Source organism: Bacillus sp. PS108, from assembly GCF_037963335.1.
GTDB classification, from domain to species: domain Bacteria; phylum Bacillota; class Bacilli; order Bacillales; family Bacillaceae; genus Bacillus; species Bacillus subtilis.
This window is the reverse complement of sequence record NZ_CP150155.1, coordinates 1115199-1133520: the sequence shown is the minus strand read 5'-3', so window position 1 is coordinate 1133520 and position 18322 is coordinate 1115199. Positions and strand designations below refer to the sequence as shown.

At 47.1% G+C, this 18322-nt stretch carries 17 protein-coding genes and 2 pseudogenes; 11 read left to right on the top strand and 8 right to left on the bottom strand.

The annotated features are described in order from the left end of the window. Positions 1–3 precede the first annotated feature (3 nt). From NSQ16_RS05810 to NSQ16_RS05795, 4 genes are all read left to right on the top strand, one after another. Complete coding sequence (locus tag NSQ16_RS05810) at positions 4–852, top strand: GNAT family N-acetyltransferase (protein WP_029726280.1); 849 nt, start codon at positions 4–6, stop codon at positions 850–852. A gap of 111 nt (positions 853–963) precedes the next feature. Continuing rightward, positions 964–2232 (top strand): MFS transporter, encoded by a 1269-nt coding sequence (locus tag NSQ16_RS05805; RefSeq protein WP_003245414.1) that lies wholly within the window; start codon positions 964–966, stop codon positions 2230–2232. Positions 2233–2240: 8 nt separating this feature from the next. Beyond that, positions 2241–3356 carry a mandelate racemase/muconate lactonizing enzyme family protein gene (locus tag NSQ16_RS05800; protein ID WP_003245056.1) on the top strand — a complete coding sequence of 372 codons (1116 nt, stop codon included), beginning with the start codon at positions 2241–2243 and terminating at the stop codon, positions 3354–3356. A gap of 95 nt (positions 3357–3451) precedes the next feature. Beyond that, complete coding sequence (locus NSQ16_RS05795) at positions 3452–4081, top strand: YitT family protein (protein ID WP_009966972.1); 630 nt, start codon at positions 3452–3454, stop codon at positions 4079–4081. Positions 4082–4125: 44 nt separating this feature from the next. Here the strand turns inward: NSQ16_RS05795 and NSQ16_RS05790 are convergent, their stop codons facing one another. Both NSQ16_RS05790 and NSQ16_RS05785 read right to left on the bottom strand, forming a co-directional pair. Next, positions 4126–4884: a phosphosulfolactate synthase gene (locus NSQ16_RS05790; RefSeq protein WP_003233048.1), complete on the bottom strand. Its 759-nt coding sequence runs from the start codon at positions 4882–4884 to the stop codon at positions 4126–4128. Then, positions 4881–5567, bottom strand: a complete 687-nt coding sequence (locus NSQ16_RS05785; RefSeq protein ID WP_003233050.1) for a 2-phosphosulfolactate phosphatase — start codon at positions 5565–5567, stop codon at positions 4881–4883. Before NSQ16_RS05785 ends, NSQ16_RS05790 begins: the two co-directional genes overlap by 4 nt. A 184-nt stretch (positions 5568–5751) precedes the next feature. On the opposite strand from NSQ16_RS05785, the gene NSQ16_RS05780 reads away from it, so the two are divergent. The 3 genes from NSQ16_RS05780 to cysC all read left to right on the top strand — a co-directional run bounded on the left by NSQ16_RS05780 (position 5752) and on the right by cysC (position 8340). Beyond that, positions 5752–6462, top strand: a complete 711-nt coding sequence (locus tag NSQ16_RS05780) for a phosphoadenylyl-sulfate reductase (protein WP_003244757.1) — start codon at positions 5752–5754, stop codon at positions 6460–6462. A 112-nt stretch (positions 6463–6574) separates the two neighbouring features. After that, positions 6575–7744 (top strand): sulfate adenylyltransferase, encoded by a 1170-nt coding sequence (gene sat, locus NSQ16_RS05775; protein ID WP_003233054.1) that lies wholly within the window; start codon positions 6575–6577, stop codon positions 7742–7744. Continuing rightward, on the top strand, positions 7741–8340 hold the full coding sequence (gene cysC / locus NSQ16_RS05770) for an adenylyl-sulfate kinase (RefSeq protein WP_003245829.1): 600 nt from the start codon (positions 7741–7743) through the stop codon (positions 8338–8340). The genes sat and cysC overlap by 4 nt, the downstream gene beginning before the upstream one ends. Positions 8341–8367: 27 nt before the next feature. Here the strand turns inward: cysC and NSQ16_RS05765 are convergent, their stop codons facing one another. After that, on the bottom strand, positions 8368–9174 hold the full coding sequence (locus NSQ16_RS05765) for an alpha/beta hydrolase (protein WP_003245141.1): 807 nt from the start codon (positions 9172–9174) through the stop codon (positions 8368–8370). Between the two features lie 205 nt (positions 9175–9379). Here NSQ16_RS05765 and NSQ16_RS05760 point away from each other — a divergent pair, with 205 nt between their 5' ends. Next, positions 9380–10018 (top strand): pentapeptide repeat-containing protein, encoded by a 639-nt coding sequence (locus NSQ16_RS05760; RefSeq protein ID WP_003233060.1) that lies wholly within the window; start codon positions 9380–9382, stop codon positions 10016–10018. 7 nt (positions 10019–10025) lie between these two features. Here the strand turns inward: NSQ16_RS05760 and NSQ16_RS05755 are convergent, their stop codons facing one another. Continuing rightward, the gene (locus NSQ16_RS05755) at positions 10026–11480 is read right to left on the bottom strand and encodes a PLP-dependent aminotransferase family protein (RefSeq protein WP_085186299.1); all 1455 of its coding nucleotides are present in this window, start codon (positions 11478–11480) and stop codon (positions 10026–10028) included. 67 nt (positions 11481–11547) lie between these two features. Here NSQ16_RS05755 and NSQ16_RS05750 point away from each other — a divergent pair. Continuing rightward, positions 11548–12209, top strand: a pseudogene (locus NSQ16_RS05750) (LysE/ArgO family amino acid transporter). A 48-nt stretch (positions 12210–12257) separates the two neighbouring features. After that, positions 12258–12767: a DinB family protein gene (locus NSQ16_RS05745; RefSeq protein WP_064671447.1), complete on the top strand. Its 510-nt coding sequence runs from the start codon at positions 12258–12260 to the stop codon at positions 12765–12767. Positions 12768–12816: 49 nt separating this feature from the next. Here the strand turns inward: NSQ16_RS05745 and iolX are convergent, their stop codons facing one another. The 3 genes from iolX to NSQ16_RS05730 all read right to left on the bottom strand — a co-directional run bounded on the left by iolX (position 12817) and on the right by NSQ16_RS05730 (position 15948). Further along, complete coding sequence (iolX, locus tag NSQ16_RS05740; RefSeq protein WP_041345119.1) at positions 12817–13845, bottom strand: scyllo-inositol 2-dehydrogenase; 1029 nt, start codon at positions 13843–13845, stop codon at positions 12817–12819. Positions 13846–14053: 208 nt separating this feature from the next. Further along, on the bottom strand, positions 14054–15067 hold the full coding sequence (degA, locus tag NSQ16_RS05735; protein ID WP_015715647.1) for a transcriptional regulator DegA: 1014 nt from the start codon (positions 15065–15067) through the stop codon (positions 14054–14056). 17 nt (positions 15068–15084) lie between these two features. Next, the gene (locus tag NSQ16_RS05730) at positions 15085–15948 is read right to left on the bottom strand and encodes an AraC family transcriptional regulator (protein WP_230488450.1); all 864 of its coding nucleotides are present in this window, start codon (positions 15946–15948) and stop codon (positions 15085–15087) included. A 123-nt stretch (positions 15949–16071) separates the two neighbouring features. On the opposite strand from NSQ16_RS05730, the gene NSQ16_RS05725 reads away from it, so the two are divergent. Further along, entirely contained in the window at positions 16072–17439 is a 1368-nt protein-coding gene (locus NSQ16_RS05725) for an MATE family efflux transporter (RefSeq protein ID WP_014476390.1), read from the top strand. Positions 17440–17469: 30 nt separating this feature from the next. Here the strand turns inward: NSQ16_RS05725 and NSQ16_RS05720 are convergent. Continuing rightward, positions 17470–18299: pseudogene (locus NSQ16_RS05720) on the bottom strand (phytoene/squalene synthase family protein). Between the last annotated feature and the right edge of the window lie 23 nt (positions 18300–18322).

Below are 18322 nucleotides of genomic sequence, written 5' to 3'. Positions count from 1 at the left end.
TGTATGAGGGTAATCGATGAGCTGATTAAGCTTCATGAAGAACATATCCCTAGTCTATTGCGGCTTTGCAGGCAAGCCGGGTGGCCGGATTACGGCGAACAAGAGCTGGCACTGCTTGTCCAGCAAGGACGCTTTTTCGGCTATCAAAATGTCAGCGGTGATATTATTTCCTGCATCGGCTTGTTTTTGTTTGGCCGGCTTGCTTCTATCGGCCTCGTGATCGTTGACAAAGAATATCAACGGCTCGGTCTTGGCCGGCGTATGGTAAACGCCTGTATTACCCAAACGGATGAAAACACCGCCATCAGGCTTTGCGCCACAAAAGAAGGTTTGCCGCTTTATGAAAAAGCAGGTTTTCATACGGCAGGTTCAGTGCGAAAGTACAGCTGTCACAGTTTTCAACCTTATACAAAAAAGCTTGATGCTGAACTGACATCCTTTAGAGAACAAGACTTTCACGACTTAACCGCGGCGGATCTGGCTGCCTTTGGCGGAGATCGATCAAACCTTTTGCAGCAGCTTATTTCTGCTTCATGCGAATGTATCATCGCCAGAAATCAGGACGGACAGCTCATTGGCTACGGACTTTCTGTACAGACACCGGCCAATTTGAAATTCGGCCCTATCATCGCTCCATCATCAGATGTTGCAGCACAGATAATTACAAGGCTGGCGGCCGGCAAACAAGGGCCGATGCGAATCGATATACCGAGTGAACACACGTCTCTGCATGACAGCCTGATAGAAATGGGATTTCATAAAGATGATGAACCTCCGATTTTGTTCTATCAGAAAAAAGCGCCTATTCAAAATGGACACTTATATGCTTTGATTTCACAGGCTCTCGGTTAACCCTCTTTTTTCCCGAACAGGTATCTTCTGTTCGGTTTTTTGCTGTCTGATCGCTGAATAAACGAAGCCATCAGGGACATTCTAAGCAGAAGAAAAGGAGTGTGCTCTGAGATGGAATCATCAAAACAAAATAACGGAATGACGATTGTGGCAATCGGTTCAATCCCTTTAATATTAACCCTAGGAAACTCGATGCTTATTCCGATTTTGCCAAAAATGAAATCTGAACTTCATTTATCACAATTTCAAGTCAGTCTCGTGATCACAGTATTTTCCTTGATTGCAGCATTTGCGATTCCGATTGTCGGTTATCTCGCAGACCGATTCTCAAGGAAAGTCATCATTATTCCCTGCTTAATTTTGTATGGTGCCGGCGGTTTGTTAGCCGGGTTTGCGGCAGGTTTTTTTGACAATGCCTATCCTTGGGTCATGGCAGGACGAGCGTTACAGGGAATCGGGGCAGCCGGAACCGGCCCAATTGCCATGGCACTGACGGGAGATCTGTTTAAAGGCGCCCAGGAGAGCAAGGTGCTCGGCCTTGTTGAAGCTTCAAACGGCATGGGGAAAGTGCTATCGCCGATCATTGGCTCGCTGATCGCCCTGCTTGTCTGGTATGGCGCGTTTTTTGCCTTTCCTGTGTTTTGTATCATTTCGATCGTACTGACTTGGATTTTTATTAAAGAAAAGAAAAAGGAAAAAGAACCGCCACCAATCGGACAATATGCAAAAGGGCTGTTAAGTGTCTTTAAACATGAAGGCAGATGGCTGTTTACCGCTTATTTAGCCGGTGCGACCTGTTTGTTTACTTTATTCGGCATCCTGTTTTATCTCTCAGATGTTCTTGAAAAAACATACGACACCGACGGCGTGAAAAAAGGCTTAATTTTAGCGATCCCGCTTTTGGTTATGTGTGTGACGTCCTATACAACAGGAAGCAAAATCGGGCAAAAGCAATCGTTAATGAAAAAGCTGATCGTACTTGGATTGGCGTTCATGACCGTATCCTACGCGGCACTGTCATTCATTGAAAATCTTGTCCTTTTTATCAGTGTTCTTGTACTGAGCAGTATAGGCTCAGGTCTTGTCCTTCCTTGTGTGAACAGTTTCATTACCGGGGCTGTCGGCAAAGAAAGACGGGGATTTGTCACCTCGCTGTACGGCTCTGTACGTTTCTTAGGGGTAGCGATCGGTCCTCCGATTTTCGGCCGCCTGATGCAATGGTCCAGACCCGGCATGTTTTTAAGCATCGCGGGATTGACTCTCGTTGTCGGGATTCTTGTGATGATGCTCATCCATGTGAAGCAAAACAATGAAGAAACAAAAGAAAAAGAAGACCCTAAAATGGCTGGCAATCGGCTCCAGCCCGCTGAGGAAAGGTAGCACCCAGTGTGAAAATTGTACGGATTGAAACCTTTCCGCTATTTCATCGATTAGAAAAGCCATACGGAGATGCCAATGGGTTTAAACGATATCGGACTTGTTATCTCATCAGGATTATCACCGAAAGCGGGATAGACGGCTGGGGAGAATGCGTTGATTGGCTCCCTGCTCTCCATGTCGGTTTTACGAAGCGGATCATCCCATTTCTATTAGGAAAACAGGCTGGCAGCCGCCTGTCATTAGTGCGCACGATTCAAAAATGGCACCAGCGGGCGGCCTCCGCTGTAAGCATGGCGCTGACAGAGATTGCAGCCAAAGCTGCGGATTGTTCGGTTTGCGAATTATGGGGCGGGCGATACAGAGAGGAGATTCCTGTGTACGCGTCTTTTCAATCGTACTCAGACTCCCCGCAATGGATCAGCCGCTCAGTCTCCAATGTTGAAGCCCAGTTGAAAAAAGGTTTTGAGCAAATCAAAGTCAAAATTGGCGGGACTTCATTCAAGGAGGATGTCCGGCACATCAATGCGCTGCAGCATACAGCAGGCAGCTCCATTACGATGATTCTGGACGCAAACCAAAGCTACGATGCCGCTGCGGCTTTTAAATGGGAGCGCTATTTCTCCGAATGGACGAACATTGGCTGGCTTGAGGAGCCTTTGCCCTTTGATCAGCCGCAGGATTACGCTATGCTTCGAAGCCGTTTGTCTGTTCCTGTTGCCGGCGGAGAAAACATGAAAGGCCCGGCGCAATATGTGCCTCTCCTTTCACAGCGCTGTTTGGATATCATTCAGCCCGATGTCATGCATGTCAACGGAATTGATGAGTTTCGGGACTGCCTCCAGCTCGCGCGTTATTTCGGCGTCAGAGCATCCGCCCATGCATATGACGGATCGCTCTCACGGCTCTATGCTTTATTTGCACAAGCCTGTCTGCCCCCATGGTCTAAAATGAAGAACGATCACATTGAACCGATCGAGTGGGACGTCATGGAGAATCCTTTTACAGATCTCGTCAGCCTGCAGCCTTCAAAAGGAATGGTCCACATCCCGAAAGGAAAAGGCATTGGCACAGAGATCAATATGGAGATCGTCAATCGCTACAAGTGGGATGGCTCAGCCTATTAAGCTGGGCCATTTCTTTATTTTGAGACATAAATCATGGACAGCCTCATAAAATGAAAACAGCGGACAAGTCTTTTCATAAAGGAGCAAATGACTTAATGGCTGAACTGCTGATGAAAGCAAAACTTACGTTTATGATTGTCGTAGGCGGCGTACTACAAGGACTCGGCATGTCCTTGTTTTTATTTCCGCATGATATTCCGACAGGCGGTGCAGCAGGTATTGCGGTGCTATTGCATTATCTGTTTCAAATCCCCCACGGATTTTCAGTGTGGGCTGTGAATGTATCAATGCTTTTTACCGCTTTAAAATGGCTGGAGATGAGAACATTCACCGGCACCCTCGCTTCTATCACCGTCACCTCTGTCTCGGTATTGATCTTTGATGCAGTTTTTCCTGATATCACATCTAACCTGTGGCTTGATCTGGCAAGCGGCGCAGTGTTATTGGGACTCGGAATCGGACTTTTATACAAATATAAAATTTCGAACGGAGGATTCGGAGCCCTTGCTCTGATGATTTCTATCTACCGCGGCGGGAATCCTGGAACGATCCTGCTCATCATGAATTGCATCATTTTTATGGTCACCGCGTCTATTATTGACTGGGGCATCGTCATTCAAGCCCTCATATGCCAGGTGATATCGACAAGAGTCATCGACTTCATCTACAACATCCGCCTGACCTCACTTCCCTATCTCACGCCTATGTACCGCCATAAAAAATAATAGGCAGAGGCTCTCTTCACGACGAGAGCCCCGCAGCCGCTATTTTACAGAAAAAAGGTATCGGATCTTAGCCCTAAACGCAGCGTTTCCAACGCGATGGCATCATGAAATGGAATATTGGCAAGATTCACATTCGGCCCGATTTTTTGAATAAACCCTTGCTGAAGCGTTTTGTTAGGCGCTTCAAAAATCAGCCTGTTGATATCAATATCCGAGGAAATGATGTCGTCAACAATTTGAAACCTGACATCGCCGCTGCTGGAACAGATCCCTCCCGTTCCGCTTTCTCTGGCTTCTGTAATCACTTTTTCCGCGCCCGCTTCCATATCCTCAACGATATATTCAAGCCATTCCTCAGAGCTTTGCCGGCTTGCTAATTCCGCATCCTTGCTGCCCACCTCACTGAGCACAAGAAATTCATCAGAAAAATCGGCAATGTAAGCCGCTTTCTCTTTATTTGTCATCGGGAGCGTACCGTTTGAAATCTCAATATATTCACAGCCGAAATAGGTGCAGTACCGATGAAATTCATTCACTTTTTTCTGGCTTACGTACTTTTCAAACAGTGTGCCGCCAAAGAAAAATGTAATGTCATGTTCTTTCAGTGTGCTGATTTTTTCTTCAAGATCTTTCGTAAGTAATGATGTGCCCCAGCCGAATTTCACAAAATCAATATAGTCGGACGCTCCGGCTATCGCATCTTTGAAAAATTGCAAGGGATAGCCGTTATCAATTAAAATGGACTGCCCGGTTTCTCTCGGCTTGTTTGTTCTCACTGGCAATTCTAGTGAAAAATCATTCATATTATGACCCTCTCTATCGTTGGAACTTCTCCATCTTGTTTCACTTTCATCACGAAATCGCCCGTCAGTTCTTTTGTACAGTAAACGATGTCTTCCGAATCAAACAATGGCTGGCGGCAGTCAAAAAACTTCTCCGCAACAGAAGAGCCTTTTATTCTTTCAATCGCCTCCGCAGCCGTTACCACATTTGTCCCTTCAATGATGCCTTTGATATACTCCGCACATGCCATATCGTCATCACCGGATGGATGGGAAGCCACTATGTTTATGACACAATCGTTTGCGACGAGCTTTTTCACATGCTGTGCCGTTGTTTTGGCATTGGAAAATCCAGTTACGAACAGATGCTTTGCGTTCAGCGCCCCCAATGCTGCTGTGACGCCGTTTGTTGTTTTCTGGATCAGGCTTTTATCCGTCATATTCTGCCCAGCCATACGTTTTGGAGAATTATCTAAATCAAATCCGCTGATACCGACCCCCTTTTCCTCTCCCGTCAAAACATAATCCGGATAGGTGTCTTTCAGCGCAAAGGCTTCATCAGCTGTCCGGACCAACAAAATCTCTTTCGCCCCGCCGATAAACGCATAATGGGCGACCGTAAAGGCTCTGATGACATCAATGACGATGTTAATGTCCGCCGGGGCAAGCGAATGATGATGCCCCTGATAAATGGCAATCGGCATACTACCTCTCCTTGGGCATAAAACCATTTTGCTAAAAAGCATATTCAGCCGGGCTCTTAATGGTTCCGCACCTCATTTTAGGCGGGCGCGGCACCTAAAACCTGAACCTTTATGCAAAAAATGAATAGTCTGCCTATAACTCGATCAATAGATAAAAAAAGCAGATGCAAACGGGGGGAAAACATTGAACGAAACCATCACATATGACACTTGGAACGACATGCTGTCCAAACAGATAACGGATCAATTGATCGATGAGCTCGATGTGTTGAAATGGGCTTACCGAACGTACGGAGAAAAGATTGTGTACGCCTGCAGCTTTGGCGCAGAAGGAATGGTGCTTCTCGACTTAATATCAAAAATCAACAAAAACGCACACATCATCTTTTTGGATACCGGGCTTCATTTTCAGGAAACATATGAGCTGATCGAGACCGTCAAAGAACGATATCCGGGATTTGCAATCCAGATGCTCGAACCCGAGCTGAGCTTAACAGAACAGGGGACGAAGTACGGCGGAGAGCTGTGGAAGCATAACCCGAACCTCTGCTGCCAATTGCGGAAAATCGAACCGCTCAAAAAGCACCTGTCCGGCATGACAGCTTGGATTTCAGGACTGCGCCGGGATCAGTCACCAACGAGAAAGCATATTCAATACGTAAACCTGGACCAGAAGTTTGAGCTCATCAAAATTTGCCCGCTTATCCACTGGACATGGGATGACGTTTGGACGTACATCCGCCTGCACAATTTGCCTTATAACAAACTGCACGATCAACATTATCCGAGCATAGGCTGTGAAATGTGTACACTGCCTTCCCCGGACCCGAACGATGAGAGGGCTGGAAGATGGGCCGGACGGGAGAAAACAGAATGCGGCCTGCATCAAGAATAGCGGATGGCAGGTTCTTGATGTGAGAATCGAAATGATGTTAAGGCGCTGATGTCAAACTTTCATTAAGTGCAGAAAAGAAAACAAGGAAACGTATAAATGGAGGTTGAACACGTTGAATGGAAACGAACCCCACGGAGGGGTATTAATCAACCGCTGTGATCCCGCATGCCATTTTGAAGGGTGCGCGTGCCAAGCAGAGCTGGATCAGCTTGCACTGAGTGATCTGGAGCTTATTGCGATCGGCGGCTACAGCCCGTTAACAGGTTTTTTGGGAGAAAAAGATTATCATTCCGTTGTGAAAGAGATGAGGCTGGCAAACGGCTTGCCGTGGAGCCTGCCGATTACGCTGCCTGTCGGAGAAAAAACAGCAAGACAGCTGTCTGCCGGAGATCACGTCAAGCTTGTGAAAGACGGTGTTACCTACGGCATGATCACAGTCACCGATATATACCAGCCTGATAAAACACAAGAAGCACTGTCTGTTTTTAAAACAAACGATCCTGCCCACCCAGGCGTAAAAAAATTGCTGGCGCGCCCGGATTACTATATCGGAGGGCCTATCACGGTCAGCAGCCTGCCTGACAAATCTTTCGAACAGTTTTATGCAACGCCCGCTGAAACAAGAGCGGCCTTTCAAAAACTCGGCTGGAAGACGATTGTCGGCTTTCAAACCAGGAACCCTGTTCACAGAGCGCATGAATACATTCAAAAAACAGCGTTAGAAACGGTCGACGGTCTGCTGCTTCACCCACTTGTCGGAGAAACAAAGTCAGACGATATCCCCAGCGATATCAGAATGGAGAGCTACCAGGCTTTGCTTAATCACTATTATCCAAAGGATCGTGTCATGTTATCGGTTTTCCCTGCCGCCATGCGTTATGCAGGTCCGCGGGAAGCGATTTTCCATGCGCTCGTCCGAAAAAATTACGGCTGTACCCATTTTATTGTAGGCCGTGATCACGCGGGTGTCGGCAGCTACTATGGAACATACGACGCCCAAAATATTTTTCAATCATTCACAGAGGAAGAGCTGGGCATCAAGCCGCTGTTTTTTGAGCACAGCTTTTATTGCCGAAAATGCGGAAACATGGGCACCTCCAAAACATGTCCGCACAGCCCGAGAGACCACATCCACTTATCAGGCACAAAAGTGAGAGAGCTTCTCCGCCAAGGCAAAAAGCCGCCTAAAGAATTCAGCCGGCCTGAGGTCGCAGCCGTGCTGATCAAGGGACTTCACCAACAGCCTGTTGCCATCAAGCAAAACAGCGGGGAATTGCAATGACACACAATCCGAACATCATTTGGCATCCCGCTGCCATCTCAAAGTCTGACAGACAGTCCTTAAACGGACACAAAAGCTGCGTCCTTTGGTTTACAGGTTTGTCCGGCTCCGGAAAATCGGTGCTGGCCAATGCTGTCGATGAAAAGCTTTACCGCAAGGGCATTCAGAGCTACGTGCTTGACGGTGATAATATCCGCCACGGCTTAAACAAAGATCTTGGATTTCAGACTGGTGACAGGATTGAAAACATCCGCCGGATCGGAGAAGTGGCGAAGCTGTTTGTCGACAGCGGGCAAATGATTTTAACGGCTTTTATTTCTCCATTCAGAGAGGATCGGGACATGGTTAGAGCGCTCTTTCCTAAAGGTGAGTTCTTCGAAATTTATGTGAAGTGCCCGCTGCATGTTTGTGAACAGCGCGATCCAAAAGGGCTTTATAAAAAAGCGCGAAACGGAGAGATCAAACATTTCACCGGGATCGATTCTCCGTATGAAGCGCCGCTTTCACCCGATTTCATCATTGAGTCTGACCAGACCTCTATTTCCGATGGAGCTGATCTCATCATTAACGCACTGCAAAACAGAGGAATTATATAAAAAACCCGATCAATGTCGGGTTTTTTCTTATGAGTTGGAGAACTGCGCAATCAAACTGTTGATCTTCTCTTTTTCCTCATAAAATGCTCCGTGCCCGCTGTTTGCAAACGGAACCAATTCCGACTGTTTGATGCCGCGCTTCAATTCTTTCGCAAAATCAAACGGCGCAATTCTATCCTTTCTCCCGTGCAGGATCAGCGTCGGCACCTTGATTGCAGCAAGTTCCTTTCTGAGATCTTCGTCTCTTAATGCGATGCCCGAGTGGATCGTCCCGTAGGAGGAAGCCTCCAGCATCAGATTGAGAAACCACTGCCTAAGCTCTGGAGACACTTTTTTCTCAAAAAACTGTTTCCCTAAATCAGCCAGTGTTTTGGGCCGATCAGCTTTGAACAATTCAATCATATCGTCAATATCCTGCTTCCTCATCCCGTACGGATAACCCGGGCGTTTTGTAAACGCGGGGGCCGCCGCAGACAGTAAAATCAGCTTATCAACATCGGCTCCTTCATGCCTTGCCATATAACGGATTGCAATTGCGCCGCCCATTGAAAAACCGGCAAGAATCGCATTCTCAAGCTGCAGCGTATAAATGACTGCTTTCACATCATCGGCCATCGTGTCATAATCGTAGCCTTCCCAAGGGCGGTCAGATTGCCCATATCCCCGCAAATCAACGCCGATAAAACGAAATCCCCTTTTCGGAAGCTCATTCATTTGATATTCAAACATCTTATGATTCAACGGCCACCCGTGCAAAAAGATGATCGGCCTTCCATGTCCGATATCCTCTACAAACAGTGTCACATGCTCCTCGGTTTTGATGTAATGCCCCATTCCGCATTCCTCCTGTTCCCTTTGGCTTTTTCGGCCTGTAAACGCCTTGACGTATAGGAAGCTTTCCATTTATGCTTACAAAACAAGCGGGCTGCTGTACCAAGAAAAGGCTCTTCACGATTTACTATATGTATCAATTTCCTTAACGATCTATTAAATTGAACCCGGAAGCCTCTGTTTTTCGGGCAGCAAAGGATGTCATCACATGAATAAAATCGCAATTCAAAAACCGAACATACCGGAAAACCTGCAAACCGCAGATTTTCATGATGCCGTGACACAGGATGATGTAATCAGCATGCATTTGTTTGAAGATTGCACCATCTGCGGCGAAGATATCGAAAGACTATGTGTTGAAAAAACGGTATTCAGAAATGTCGTCTTTATCGATGTGTCTTTTCGGCATATTGAACTGACCGATGTGATCTTTGAAAAATGCGATTTATCAAACGCCGATTTCAGCGGGGCTGTCATTCACAGAACTTCAGTTAAGCAGTCAAAAATGGTTGGAATGAATGTGGCGGAAGCAACGCTGCGGAATGTTTCATTCGAGGAATGCCACGGACATTTCAGCTCATTTTCGTACTCAAATATGAAACAAGTTCGATTTGATCACTGTGCTCTTATGCAAAGTGAATGCAGCGATACGGTGCTCCAGCAGACACACTTTGACGGATGCGAATTGGAAGGCGCCAGCTTTACCGGCACGTCCCTTCAAAACATGGACATCAGCACGTGCCGTTTTGAACAGCTTCATGTCTCCCTCGACAAATTGAAAGGCTGCAAAATCGCACCTGAGCACGCGATTGCCTTCGCCAGGGCACTGGGAGCTGTCATCGTATAACCAAAGCCTAGGACATCATCAGGCGGCGTGCTGTTTCAGCTGCCGCTTTAATGCCAGTTTCCAAATCTCCAAGAGATGCATAGGAATATGACAGCCTGATGCTGTTTCGGTCTTCACCGTCATAAATGTAGCCGGGATTCACAAGCACCTGCCGTTTCAGCAATCCATAAAAGAAACGGCTAACAGGCAGGTTTTTGTGAAATGTCACCCAAATATAAAAGCCGCCTGCGGGAATCCGCCACGTGGCAATGTCCCCGGCATACCGCTCGAGAAAATGAACGGCGGCGTCTCTCCTTTCTTTAAGCTTCCTGCGTACCCAAGTCAGATGCTCTTCATAATATCCCTGTGACAGCCACTCGGCAGCCGCCCACTGGGACAGGCCGCTTGATCCGTAGTCTGTCTGCATTTTAATGTCCGCCAGCCTTTCAATAACCGGCTCCGGACCTGCAAGCCAGCCGATTCGCAGACCGGGGCTAACCGTTTTTGAAAACGTACCCAGATACAGAATATTGCCCTCATGATCCATGGCTTTCAACGGCTGCGGCGGTTTTTCTTCAAACCATAAATCACCGTACGCATCATCCTCAATGATGGGCAGCTGCTCTTTTTTTGACAGGCTGATGATCTCTTTCCTTCGCTGCTCTGACATGACTGTGCCTGTCGGATTATGAAACGACGGAATCGTGTAAAGCAGCTGTCCTCCATATTGTTTTCGATTAGAAGAAACAAGCCCCGCTTTGACCCCTTCATCATCCATCGGCAAGCCGCGAAGCCGCATCCCAGCTGATTGAAATACATGCAAGGATTGAAGGTAGGACGGCTTCTCCGTCAAAATGACAGAATCTCGTTTTAAAAGTCCAATTGAGATGAGCTGAAGTGCCTGAAGTGCACCGGACACAATTAAAATTGCAGACGGTGACACATGGATCTTCTTTCCTTTTAAATGGTCGGCCACTGCCTCCCGCAGCTGACGGTTTCCTTTCGGCTGCTCATATCCTAAAGACAGGGCGCCCGGATTGATTTGCTGAAACATCCGTCCAATTGTGTCAGCAGGCACAAGATCCGGTGAAAGTTCTCCAGTTCCTAATCTGATGATATCCGCTCTTGGTTCGTTCTGATTAATAGCTTGAATGATGGAAGAATTGGCGCGATGAATGCCCGAACGGACGTAATCGCTCCAATCAAGCGGAGGCTCAGCCGCCAGCATGCTCCAAGTACTGTTTACAACCTTCGTACCGCCGCCTCTTCTTCCCTCTAACAAGCCTTGAGACGTGAGTTCATCTATGGCTGCTGTGACTGTGCTGCGATTGACTTGAAATATGTCGGCCAGCGTTCTCTGTGAGGGGATTTTCGTCCCTACAGCCCACTCTCCGTGAAGAATCTTGTCTTTCATATATTGTTCGATCTGCCGATGCAGCGGAACATCCGACTTTCGGCTTGGCTGCCATTGCGACAAGGTCATGCCCCCCCTTTTTTACACATTATACATTTGGCTGGTTTCTAACCCAACCAAATGGCTGGAGACTTTAGTGACAATCTCTCTTATGATTGAAAAAAATGTGAAAGGAGCTTTTTCAGCATGAATGCAATCATTCACGGAATTGTGCTCGCGTTTGGCTTAATTTTGCCGCTGGGAGTGCAGAATGTGTTTATTTTTCAGCAAGGCGCGTGGCAAAAGCATATTTGGCGGGCTCTCCCAGCTGTCATCAGTGCTTCAGTCTGCGATACCTTGTTAATCGTATTAGCCGTTGCGGGCGTGTCTGTCATTGTGCAGGAGCTGCCTGTGTTTGAGACAGTCATGATGGCCGGCGGATTTTTATTTTTGCTCTATATGGGCTGGGTGACTTGGAACAGCCGTCCGAACACAAGCCAAAATGAGAAACATACGTTCACACCAAAAAAGCAAGTTGCATTTGCGGCCGCTGTTTCTCTTTTAAACCCGCATGCCATTCTGGACACGATCGGCGTCATCGGCACGAGCTCTCTTCAATATTCGGGGCTTGAGAAATGGCTCTTTATGGCCGCCTGCATCGCTGTGTCTTGGATTTGGTTTATCAGCCTTGCAATAGCGGGCCGATTGTTTCAGACGATAGATACGAGCGGCAGGCTTATGCTGATCGTAAACAAATGCTCTGCAGCGGTAATGTGGGCAGCGGCAGGATATTTTGGGGTGTCACTCTTTTGCAATTGAAGGAGAAACAGATGAAAAAACGAATTTCTTAGAAAAGGGGGCATGCTGATGACTGATGCAAAACAGTTTTATGACTATCATTCTTGGGCAAACAAGAAAATATTTACCCATATCGAAAATCTGCCGGAGGAAACTGCCTATCAAGAAGTAAAGAGCGTATTTCCTTCTGTCAGCGACGTGCTGCTTCATATGTGCAGGGCTGACTACATTTGGCTGAATGTTCTTTCGGGAGTGGCCTACCAAGAGATTATAGACAGCGCAGGCAAATTAGAGTCCGCGCAAGGTAATATGGCAGCGATTAAACAGCACGCTGCCGAGCTGGAGTCACAGTATCATGATTTCTTCAGCCGCCAGACGGACTTAGAACAGACCTTCACAATGCAGCATCCGAAACTAGGTACACTGGAATCAACCTATGCAGACACCATCCTGCATGTCGTCAATCACGGCACTTACCACAGAGGGAACGTAACCGCCATGCTGAGACAGCTGGGCCATTCAGGCGTACCTACTGATTATATGTACTATTTATATGAGAAAAGAGAAAGCAAGGGCTAAAATGTCCTTGCTTTTTTTGCGGAAAGCCTCAAATGCAACACATTAGCTTTTACATACCTGTATAAGCGCGCTTCACATCAAGCTGTACGGGCCTGCCGCTCTTATAGGAATTGGTTGCGGCGATACCCACTTCTAAATTGATCGTCGCATCAATATCTGTCACAATCGGTGTTTTTCGATCACGGACACACTCGGCGAAATGCTGAAGCTCCAAGCAGTAGGCTTCATGAAAACGAGTTTGAAAGTCTGGAATGATATCATAACTGCTCCCTTTAGCCGAAAGGATGGTCACATGTTGATTTCTCAATGTCCCAATGAAAATACTGCCCTCTGTCCCGATCACCTCCGCCCGGATATCATGTCCGTATGGAGAGGTTCTGCTTGCCTCGACGTCCCCCGCTGCGCCGGAGTCAAATTCAATATACGTCAGCGCCTGATCCACATCGCCGTACTGCTCCATAAACGGATTGTTCAGAATCCTGCCGTGTCCTGAAACAGAAGTAATTTCCGCCCCTAGCAAATAACGGGCAATATCATAGTCATGGATGGAACAGTCAATAAAAATCCCACCGCTGTGTTTGATAAATTCTGCGGGAGGCGCGCCTTGGTCGCGCGTAAAGCCTTTATAATAGATAGGTTTGCCGATTTCTCCAGCGTCGATCCGCCGTTTGGCATCTGCGTATGCTGGATCGAACCGTCTCATAAAGCCGACTTGGCAGATGACACCTGTCTCCTGCACTTTTTCAGAAACTGCTCTAGATTCCTCAAGGCTTAATGTCAGCGGTTTTTCAACAAAGATCTGTTTGCCGTTCTCGGCAGCTTTGATGATCATATCACCATGTGTGCTTGTCGGCGTTACGATAATGACAGCGTCAATGCCGGTATCTTCTAACACTTCATACGGGTCCTCTGACCATTTTTCGATACCGAGTTCTCTGGCAACCTGCTCCGCTCTCCCTTTTAACGGATCACCGACACAAACCAGCTTTGCCCCCGGCACACTGGTGACGAGATTTTTCGCATGATAATAACCGAGCCTTCCTAATCCCAATACTGCGCACCTTACTTGATGTTCCACGTCCCATCCTCTCCTTTATCTCATTTCGGGCTCGCTTCGGGAAAGCGCTTTCTCTTAACAGCTAAAAAAACAGCGGTTCTATCCGCTCTACCATTTTGTGCAAGCGCTTTCTCAAAAGATGGTTTCATTTTACACTGCCTTTGGTTTACACGCAATATGTTTTTTTGGCTTCAACTGTCATAATGAAAAAACCCGCTCATTAGCGGGCTCATGTGTTGAGCGGTGATGTAGAATGTCTGACTACAAGCTCAGGCGGGAGCACTATTTTTTGTTTCGCCTTTCGTTTTCCCTCTATTGCTTCTGCCAGCAGTTCGATGACGCTCCGCCCCATCTCTTTTATCGGCTGGGCTACGGTTGTCAGGGGCGGAGCCGCCATTTCTGCGAGTATCGTATTATCAAAACCAATGATAGAAAGATCATCCGGCACTTTTATGCCTCTTATTCTCGCAGCTTGTATGGCGGCACAAGCCAATACGTCGTTGAAGGCAAAAATAGCAGTCGGAGCGTTTCTGTCGAGCAATTTTCCCGCTTCTTCCTTGCCGCTTTCCAAGGAAAACCGCGTCTGGATGATAAGTGATTCATCAATGGGCACGCCCGCTTCCTCCATCGCCTGACGGAAGCCTTTGATTCTATTTTTTTCGCCTGTCGTTGACCCGTCTCCAATAATGCAGGCGATGTTCGTGTGGCCGAGTGACAGAAGATGCTTGGCAGCCTCATATCCGCCACGAACGTCATCTATCACAACAATATCCATCGGAAGAAGCGGCTTATCCTGAGAAATCATGGCAATCGGAATGTGTTCACTGGCGATTTCCTCCAAAGCAGACATACTGTCATGGCTTTCAATCCCTGTTGCAAAAATAATGCCATCCACCTTTTTCTGTTTCAGCACAGAAAAATACTTTGTTTCTTTTTTCGGATCGTAATCGGTGCTGCAAATCAACATTTGAAAACCGAGCTCATCCGCTCTTTCCTCAATGCTTTTGGCCAGTTCGCCGTAAAACGGATTTGAAATATCAGGCGCCACGAGAGCAATCATATTCGTTCGTTTTCCCGTTAACGCCGCGGCGTGGACATTGGGCGTGTATGCCATTTCATTCATGACATTCATGACCTTCTGCCTTGTTTTATCGCTGATTCTCCCCGTATTGTTTATCACACGGGACACAGTTGTGATCGAGACACCCGCCGCCTTTGCCACATCGTAAATTGTTGTTTTCATGTTCATCCCTCGTCTGGTTATTGAACTTTCCGGCTGACAATTTTCCGGTATTCAATTGGTGAAATGCCTTCTATCTGCTTAAAGAGTTTTGAAAAGTATGTCGGATCTTCCATTCCGACCGTTTCCGCAATAACGCCCATTTTATCATTTGTAGAGGATAAAAGACGCTTCGCTTCCGTCATTCTCACCCGGTTCGTGTATTGTGCCGGAGTTACGCCGAGCACCTGCTGCATGCAGCGGCTCACATAATCCTGATGATAGTGAAGAGCGAGCGACAGATCCTTGATTGTCGTCTTTTCCTTATAGTGCTCCTGTAAGTACCGGGCCGCCTCCCAGGCTACCCGCTCTTTCGCAGACGGTATTTGGAACGCTTCTTTTTGAAGATGCAGTATCAGCTCCTCAAATAAAATTTGCTTTCTGAGCGGCAAATCAGAGTTTTCCGCGGAGTAATCGATCAGCTTTTCAAACTGCTGCGCCATAAACTGCGGGCGCTGCACCTTGCCTTTTCTCGGCAAGGCCAATCCGTAGCGGGCCGGCTCTTCGAAGCTCCCTTTTTCCTGCTGAAGCTCAGACCAGTTGCTGCCTCCCTTTGTCGTAAATTCATAACGATGTTCATCGAAGTGAAGCCAATAGTAGGAGGTTGCTTCATCACTGCCCTTCGTCCCGTAGTGTTCAAGACCGGGAGAAAGCAAGATGTACTCGCCGCCTTCAACAGAAAACGATGTTTCATTTTCCGTTATATATAACGTTCCCTGTTTGACATATATCAGATCAAACACGGAGAATACACGTTTCACATGGGTTTCTCCTTTTTTAAAAACCCCTTCCCCGGCTGCGATAAATACCGGAAAAGGCGGGACTGTAAACAGGATGCGAGGCATTTGAATCATCCTCCTTTTTAAGTCGGATTTTTACAAGAAGTATCGTTTCTATCCCTTTTTATTATAAGGAAATGGAGGTACACTTTAAAACGTTGATTTTATTTACGAAAGGGGTTAGACACTATGAAACAAGCTGTCTTCAAATCAACTGCTTTGAAAAAACCCGCTGACAAAACGTTCTCATTATTTTCGCTTACTTGGCCGATCTTCATTGAGGTCTCATTATATATGTTTATGGGTAATGCCGATACACTGATGCTCAGCCAATACTCGGATAACAGCGTGGCAGCAGTCGGCGTCAGCAACCAGATTTTAAATTTAATTATCGTGATGTTCAGCTTTATCGCAACAGGAACGACCGTTATCATTTCGCAATTTCTAGGCTCACGGCAAAAGAAAGAAGCCATGGAAGTCGCTTATGTGTCAATCGGCGCCAACTTCTTCATCAGCCTGGCCATCAGCGCCGTCGTCTTTTTCGCGGCTGTCCCTCTGCTTCATATGATGGGATTATCAAACGCACTGATGCCTGATGCGAAAGTCTTTTTACAAGTTGTCGGAGGTCTGTCCTTTATTCAGGCTTTAATCATGACATTCAGCGCGATCTTAAAAAGCTACGGCTACACAAAAGATACAATGTTTGTCACTATCGGCATGAACATTTTAAACATTGCCGGAAACTTTGTTGTGATTTTCGGTTTGTTCGGCTTTCCTGTTCTCGGCGTTGCCGGTGTGGCCATGTCCACATCTATCGCCCGCGTCATCGGATTAATCGCGATGATTGTGATTGTCAACAAACGCATCCAGCTGAAGATGTCGCTGAAAAAAGTCTTTCATATGCATAAAGAGCATTTGCGCAAGCTGCTGAAAATCGGCATTCCTTCTGCGGGAGAGCAGCTTTCATACAACCTTTCGCAAATGATTGTCACGTATTTTATCGCCATCATGGGCGCGCAGGCGTTGACAACAAAAGTGTATACGCAAAATATTACGATGTTTATTTTGCTGTTCGGCACTGCGATCAGCCAGGGTACACAAATCTTAATCGGCCGTTATATCGGCGGCAAACAATTTGATGCCGCTTATGAGCGCTGCATGAAGAGCTTATATTGGGCACTCGGAATTGCTGCGGCTACCTCTGTTTTGATGACGATCTTTTCAAAAGACCTGATCGGACTCTTCACACAAAGCCCTGACATTATAGCAACTGCAAGCCTATTGATTGCCATGACCATTATCCTTGAACCAGGCCGCTCGTTTAATGTCATTATCATTAACTCTCTGCGGGCCGCGGGGGATGCGAAATTCCCGGTTTACATGGCAATGATTTCAATGTGGGGCATCGGCCTCCCGCTTGCTTATCTTTTCGGCATCCACCTCGGTTTCGGTCTTGCCGGCATTTGGATTTCTTTTATCGCGGATGAATGGGTCCGGGGAATCTTAATGTACAGAAGATGGCGCTCACGTATTTGGATTCAAAAAGGTATGGCATAACACCCGGCTCAATCAAGGCCGGGTGTTTTTTTAGATATCAGAGAGAATCTGCTTCACTTCGGTCTCTGTGAGAGCGAAGTGATGTTGAAATACATCGTGCTGCTTCGCCCGGATTTTTTCTATAACAGCCCGGTGCAAATGAAGAGCGGCTTTCACCGTTTTTTGAGAATACTGCGGAAATAGCGGCAAGGCATCCTGACACTCTTCAAGGTAGGCTTCTGCTTCAAAAGCGATATACTCCCACGTCATTGTGAACGCCTTATTCACGGTGCCTTTTTGGAGATCAGCCTCTGTATAGCCGAATTGCTGCATTACTTCCCGAGGGATACGGCTTTTTTGCTGTTGGCCAGTGCCGATATCTCTCAGAATTCGAATCAGCTGAATCGCTAAACCGAGAGAACCGGCTGCATGTGTCAGCTGTTTCTGATGCCGGCGCGCCATAATCGGGAGAAGCATCAATCCGGCTGCCCCGCCTGTCTGGTATGCGTGCATGAGCAATTCATCAAGGTTTCCAAACGGTTTATCTTCCGCTTTCTGTGCGGCAATGAACTCACGGAATGGCTCGCTGTCCAGTGTAAATGTCTGGTAGGCATGGCCGAAAGCCTTCCACAAAAAATGATTCCCGTTATACGTACCGGAAAAAACATCTTCCGCCTCAGCTTTAATGGCAGATAACGCCTTCTCATCCGCATTGGCTGCCGTATGGCAAAACGCCATAACCGCCCAAGCTGCCTGCCTTTGCTTCAGAGGAAGAAACGAAAATGCTTTGTAACAGGCTGGTTCGCGGGCGCTGACGATCTGGCCGCATTGCTGATAGGCTTCTATTATCTCTTTCATTTCTTTTCACTCCTATGTATCACTGCTTCTTCAAGTCTATTATGTT

Coding starts and splice junctions, on each gene's coding strand:
- NSQ16_RS05810 (WP_029726280.1), top strand. CDS start 4: ATGAGGGTAATCGATGAGCTGATTAAGCTTCATGAAGAACATATCCCT.
- NSQ16_RS05805 (WP_003245414.1), top strand. CDS start 964: ATGGAATCATCAAAACAAAATAACGGAATGACGATTGTGGCAATCGGT.
- NSQ16_RS05795 (WP_009966972.1), top strand. CDS start 3,452: ATGGCTGAACTGCTGATGAAAGCAAAACTTACGTTTATGATTGTCGTA.
- NSQ16_RS05790 (WP_003233048.1), bottom strand. CDS start 4,884: ATGAATGATTTTTCACTAGAATTGCCAGTGAGAACAAACAAGCCGAGA.
- NSQ16_RS05785 (WP_003233050.1), bottom strand. CDS start 5,567: ATGCCGATTGCCATTTATCAGGGGCATCATCATTCGCTTGCCCCGGCG.
- cysC (WP_003245829.1), top strand. CDS start 7,741: ATGACACACAATCCGAACATCATTTGGCATCCCGCTGCCATCTCAAAG.
- NSQ16_RS05765 (WP_003245141.1), bottom strand. CDS start 9,174: ATGGGGCATTACATCAAAACCGAGGAGCATGTGACACTGTTTGTAGAG.
- NSQ16_RS05760 (WP_003233060.1), top strand. CDS start 9,380: ATGAATAAAATCGCAATTCAAAAACCGAACATACCGGAAAACCTGCAA.
- NSQ16_RS05755 (WP_085186299.1), bottom strand. CDS start 11,480: ATGACCTTGTCGCAATGGCAGCCAAGCCGAAAGTCGGATGTTCCGCTG.
- NSQ16_RS05745 (WP_064671447.1), top strand. CDS start 12,258: ATGACTGATGCAAAACAGTTTTATGACTATCATTCTTGGGCAAACAAG.
- degA (WP_015715647.1), bottom strand. CDS start 15,067: ATGAAAACAACAATTTACGATGTGGCAAAGGCGGCGGGTGTCTCGATC.
- NSQ16_RS05730 (WP_230488450.1), bottom strand. CDS start 15,948: ATGCCTCGCATCCTGTTTACAGTCCCGCCTTTTCCGGTATTTATCGCA.
- NSQ16_RS05725 (WP_014476390.1), top strand. CDS start 16,072: ATGAAACAAGCTGTCTTCAAATCAACTGCTTTGAAAAAACCCGCTGAC.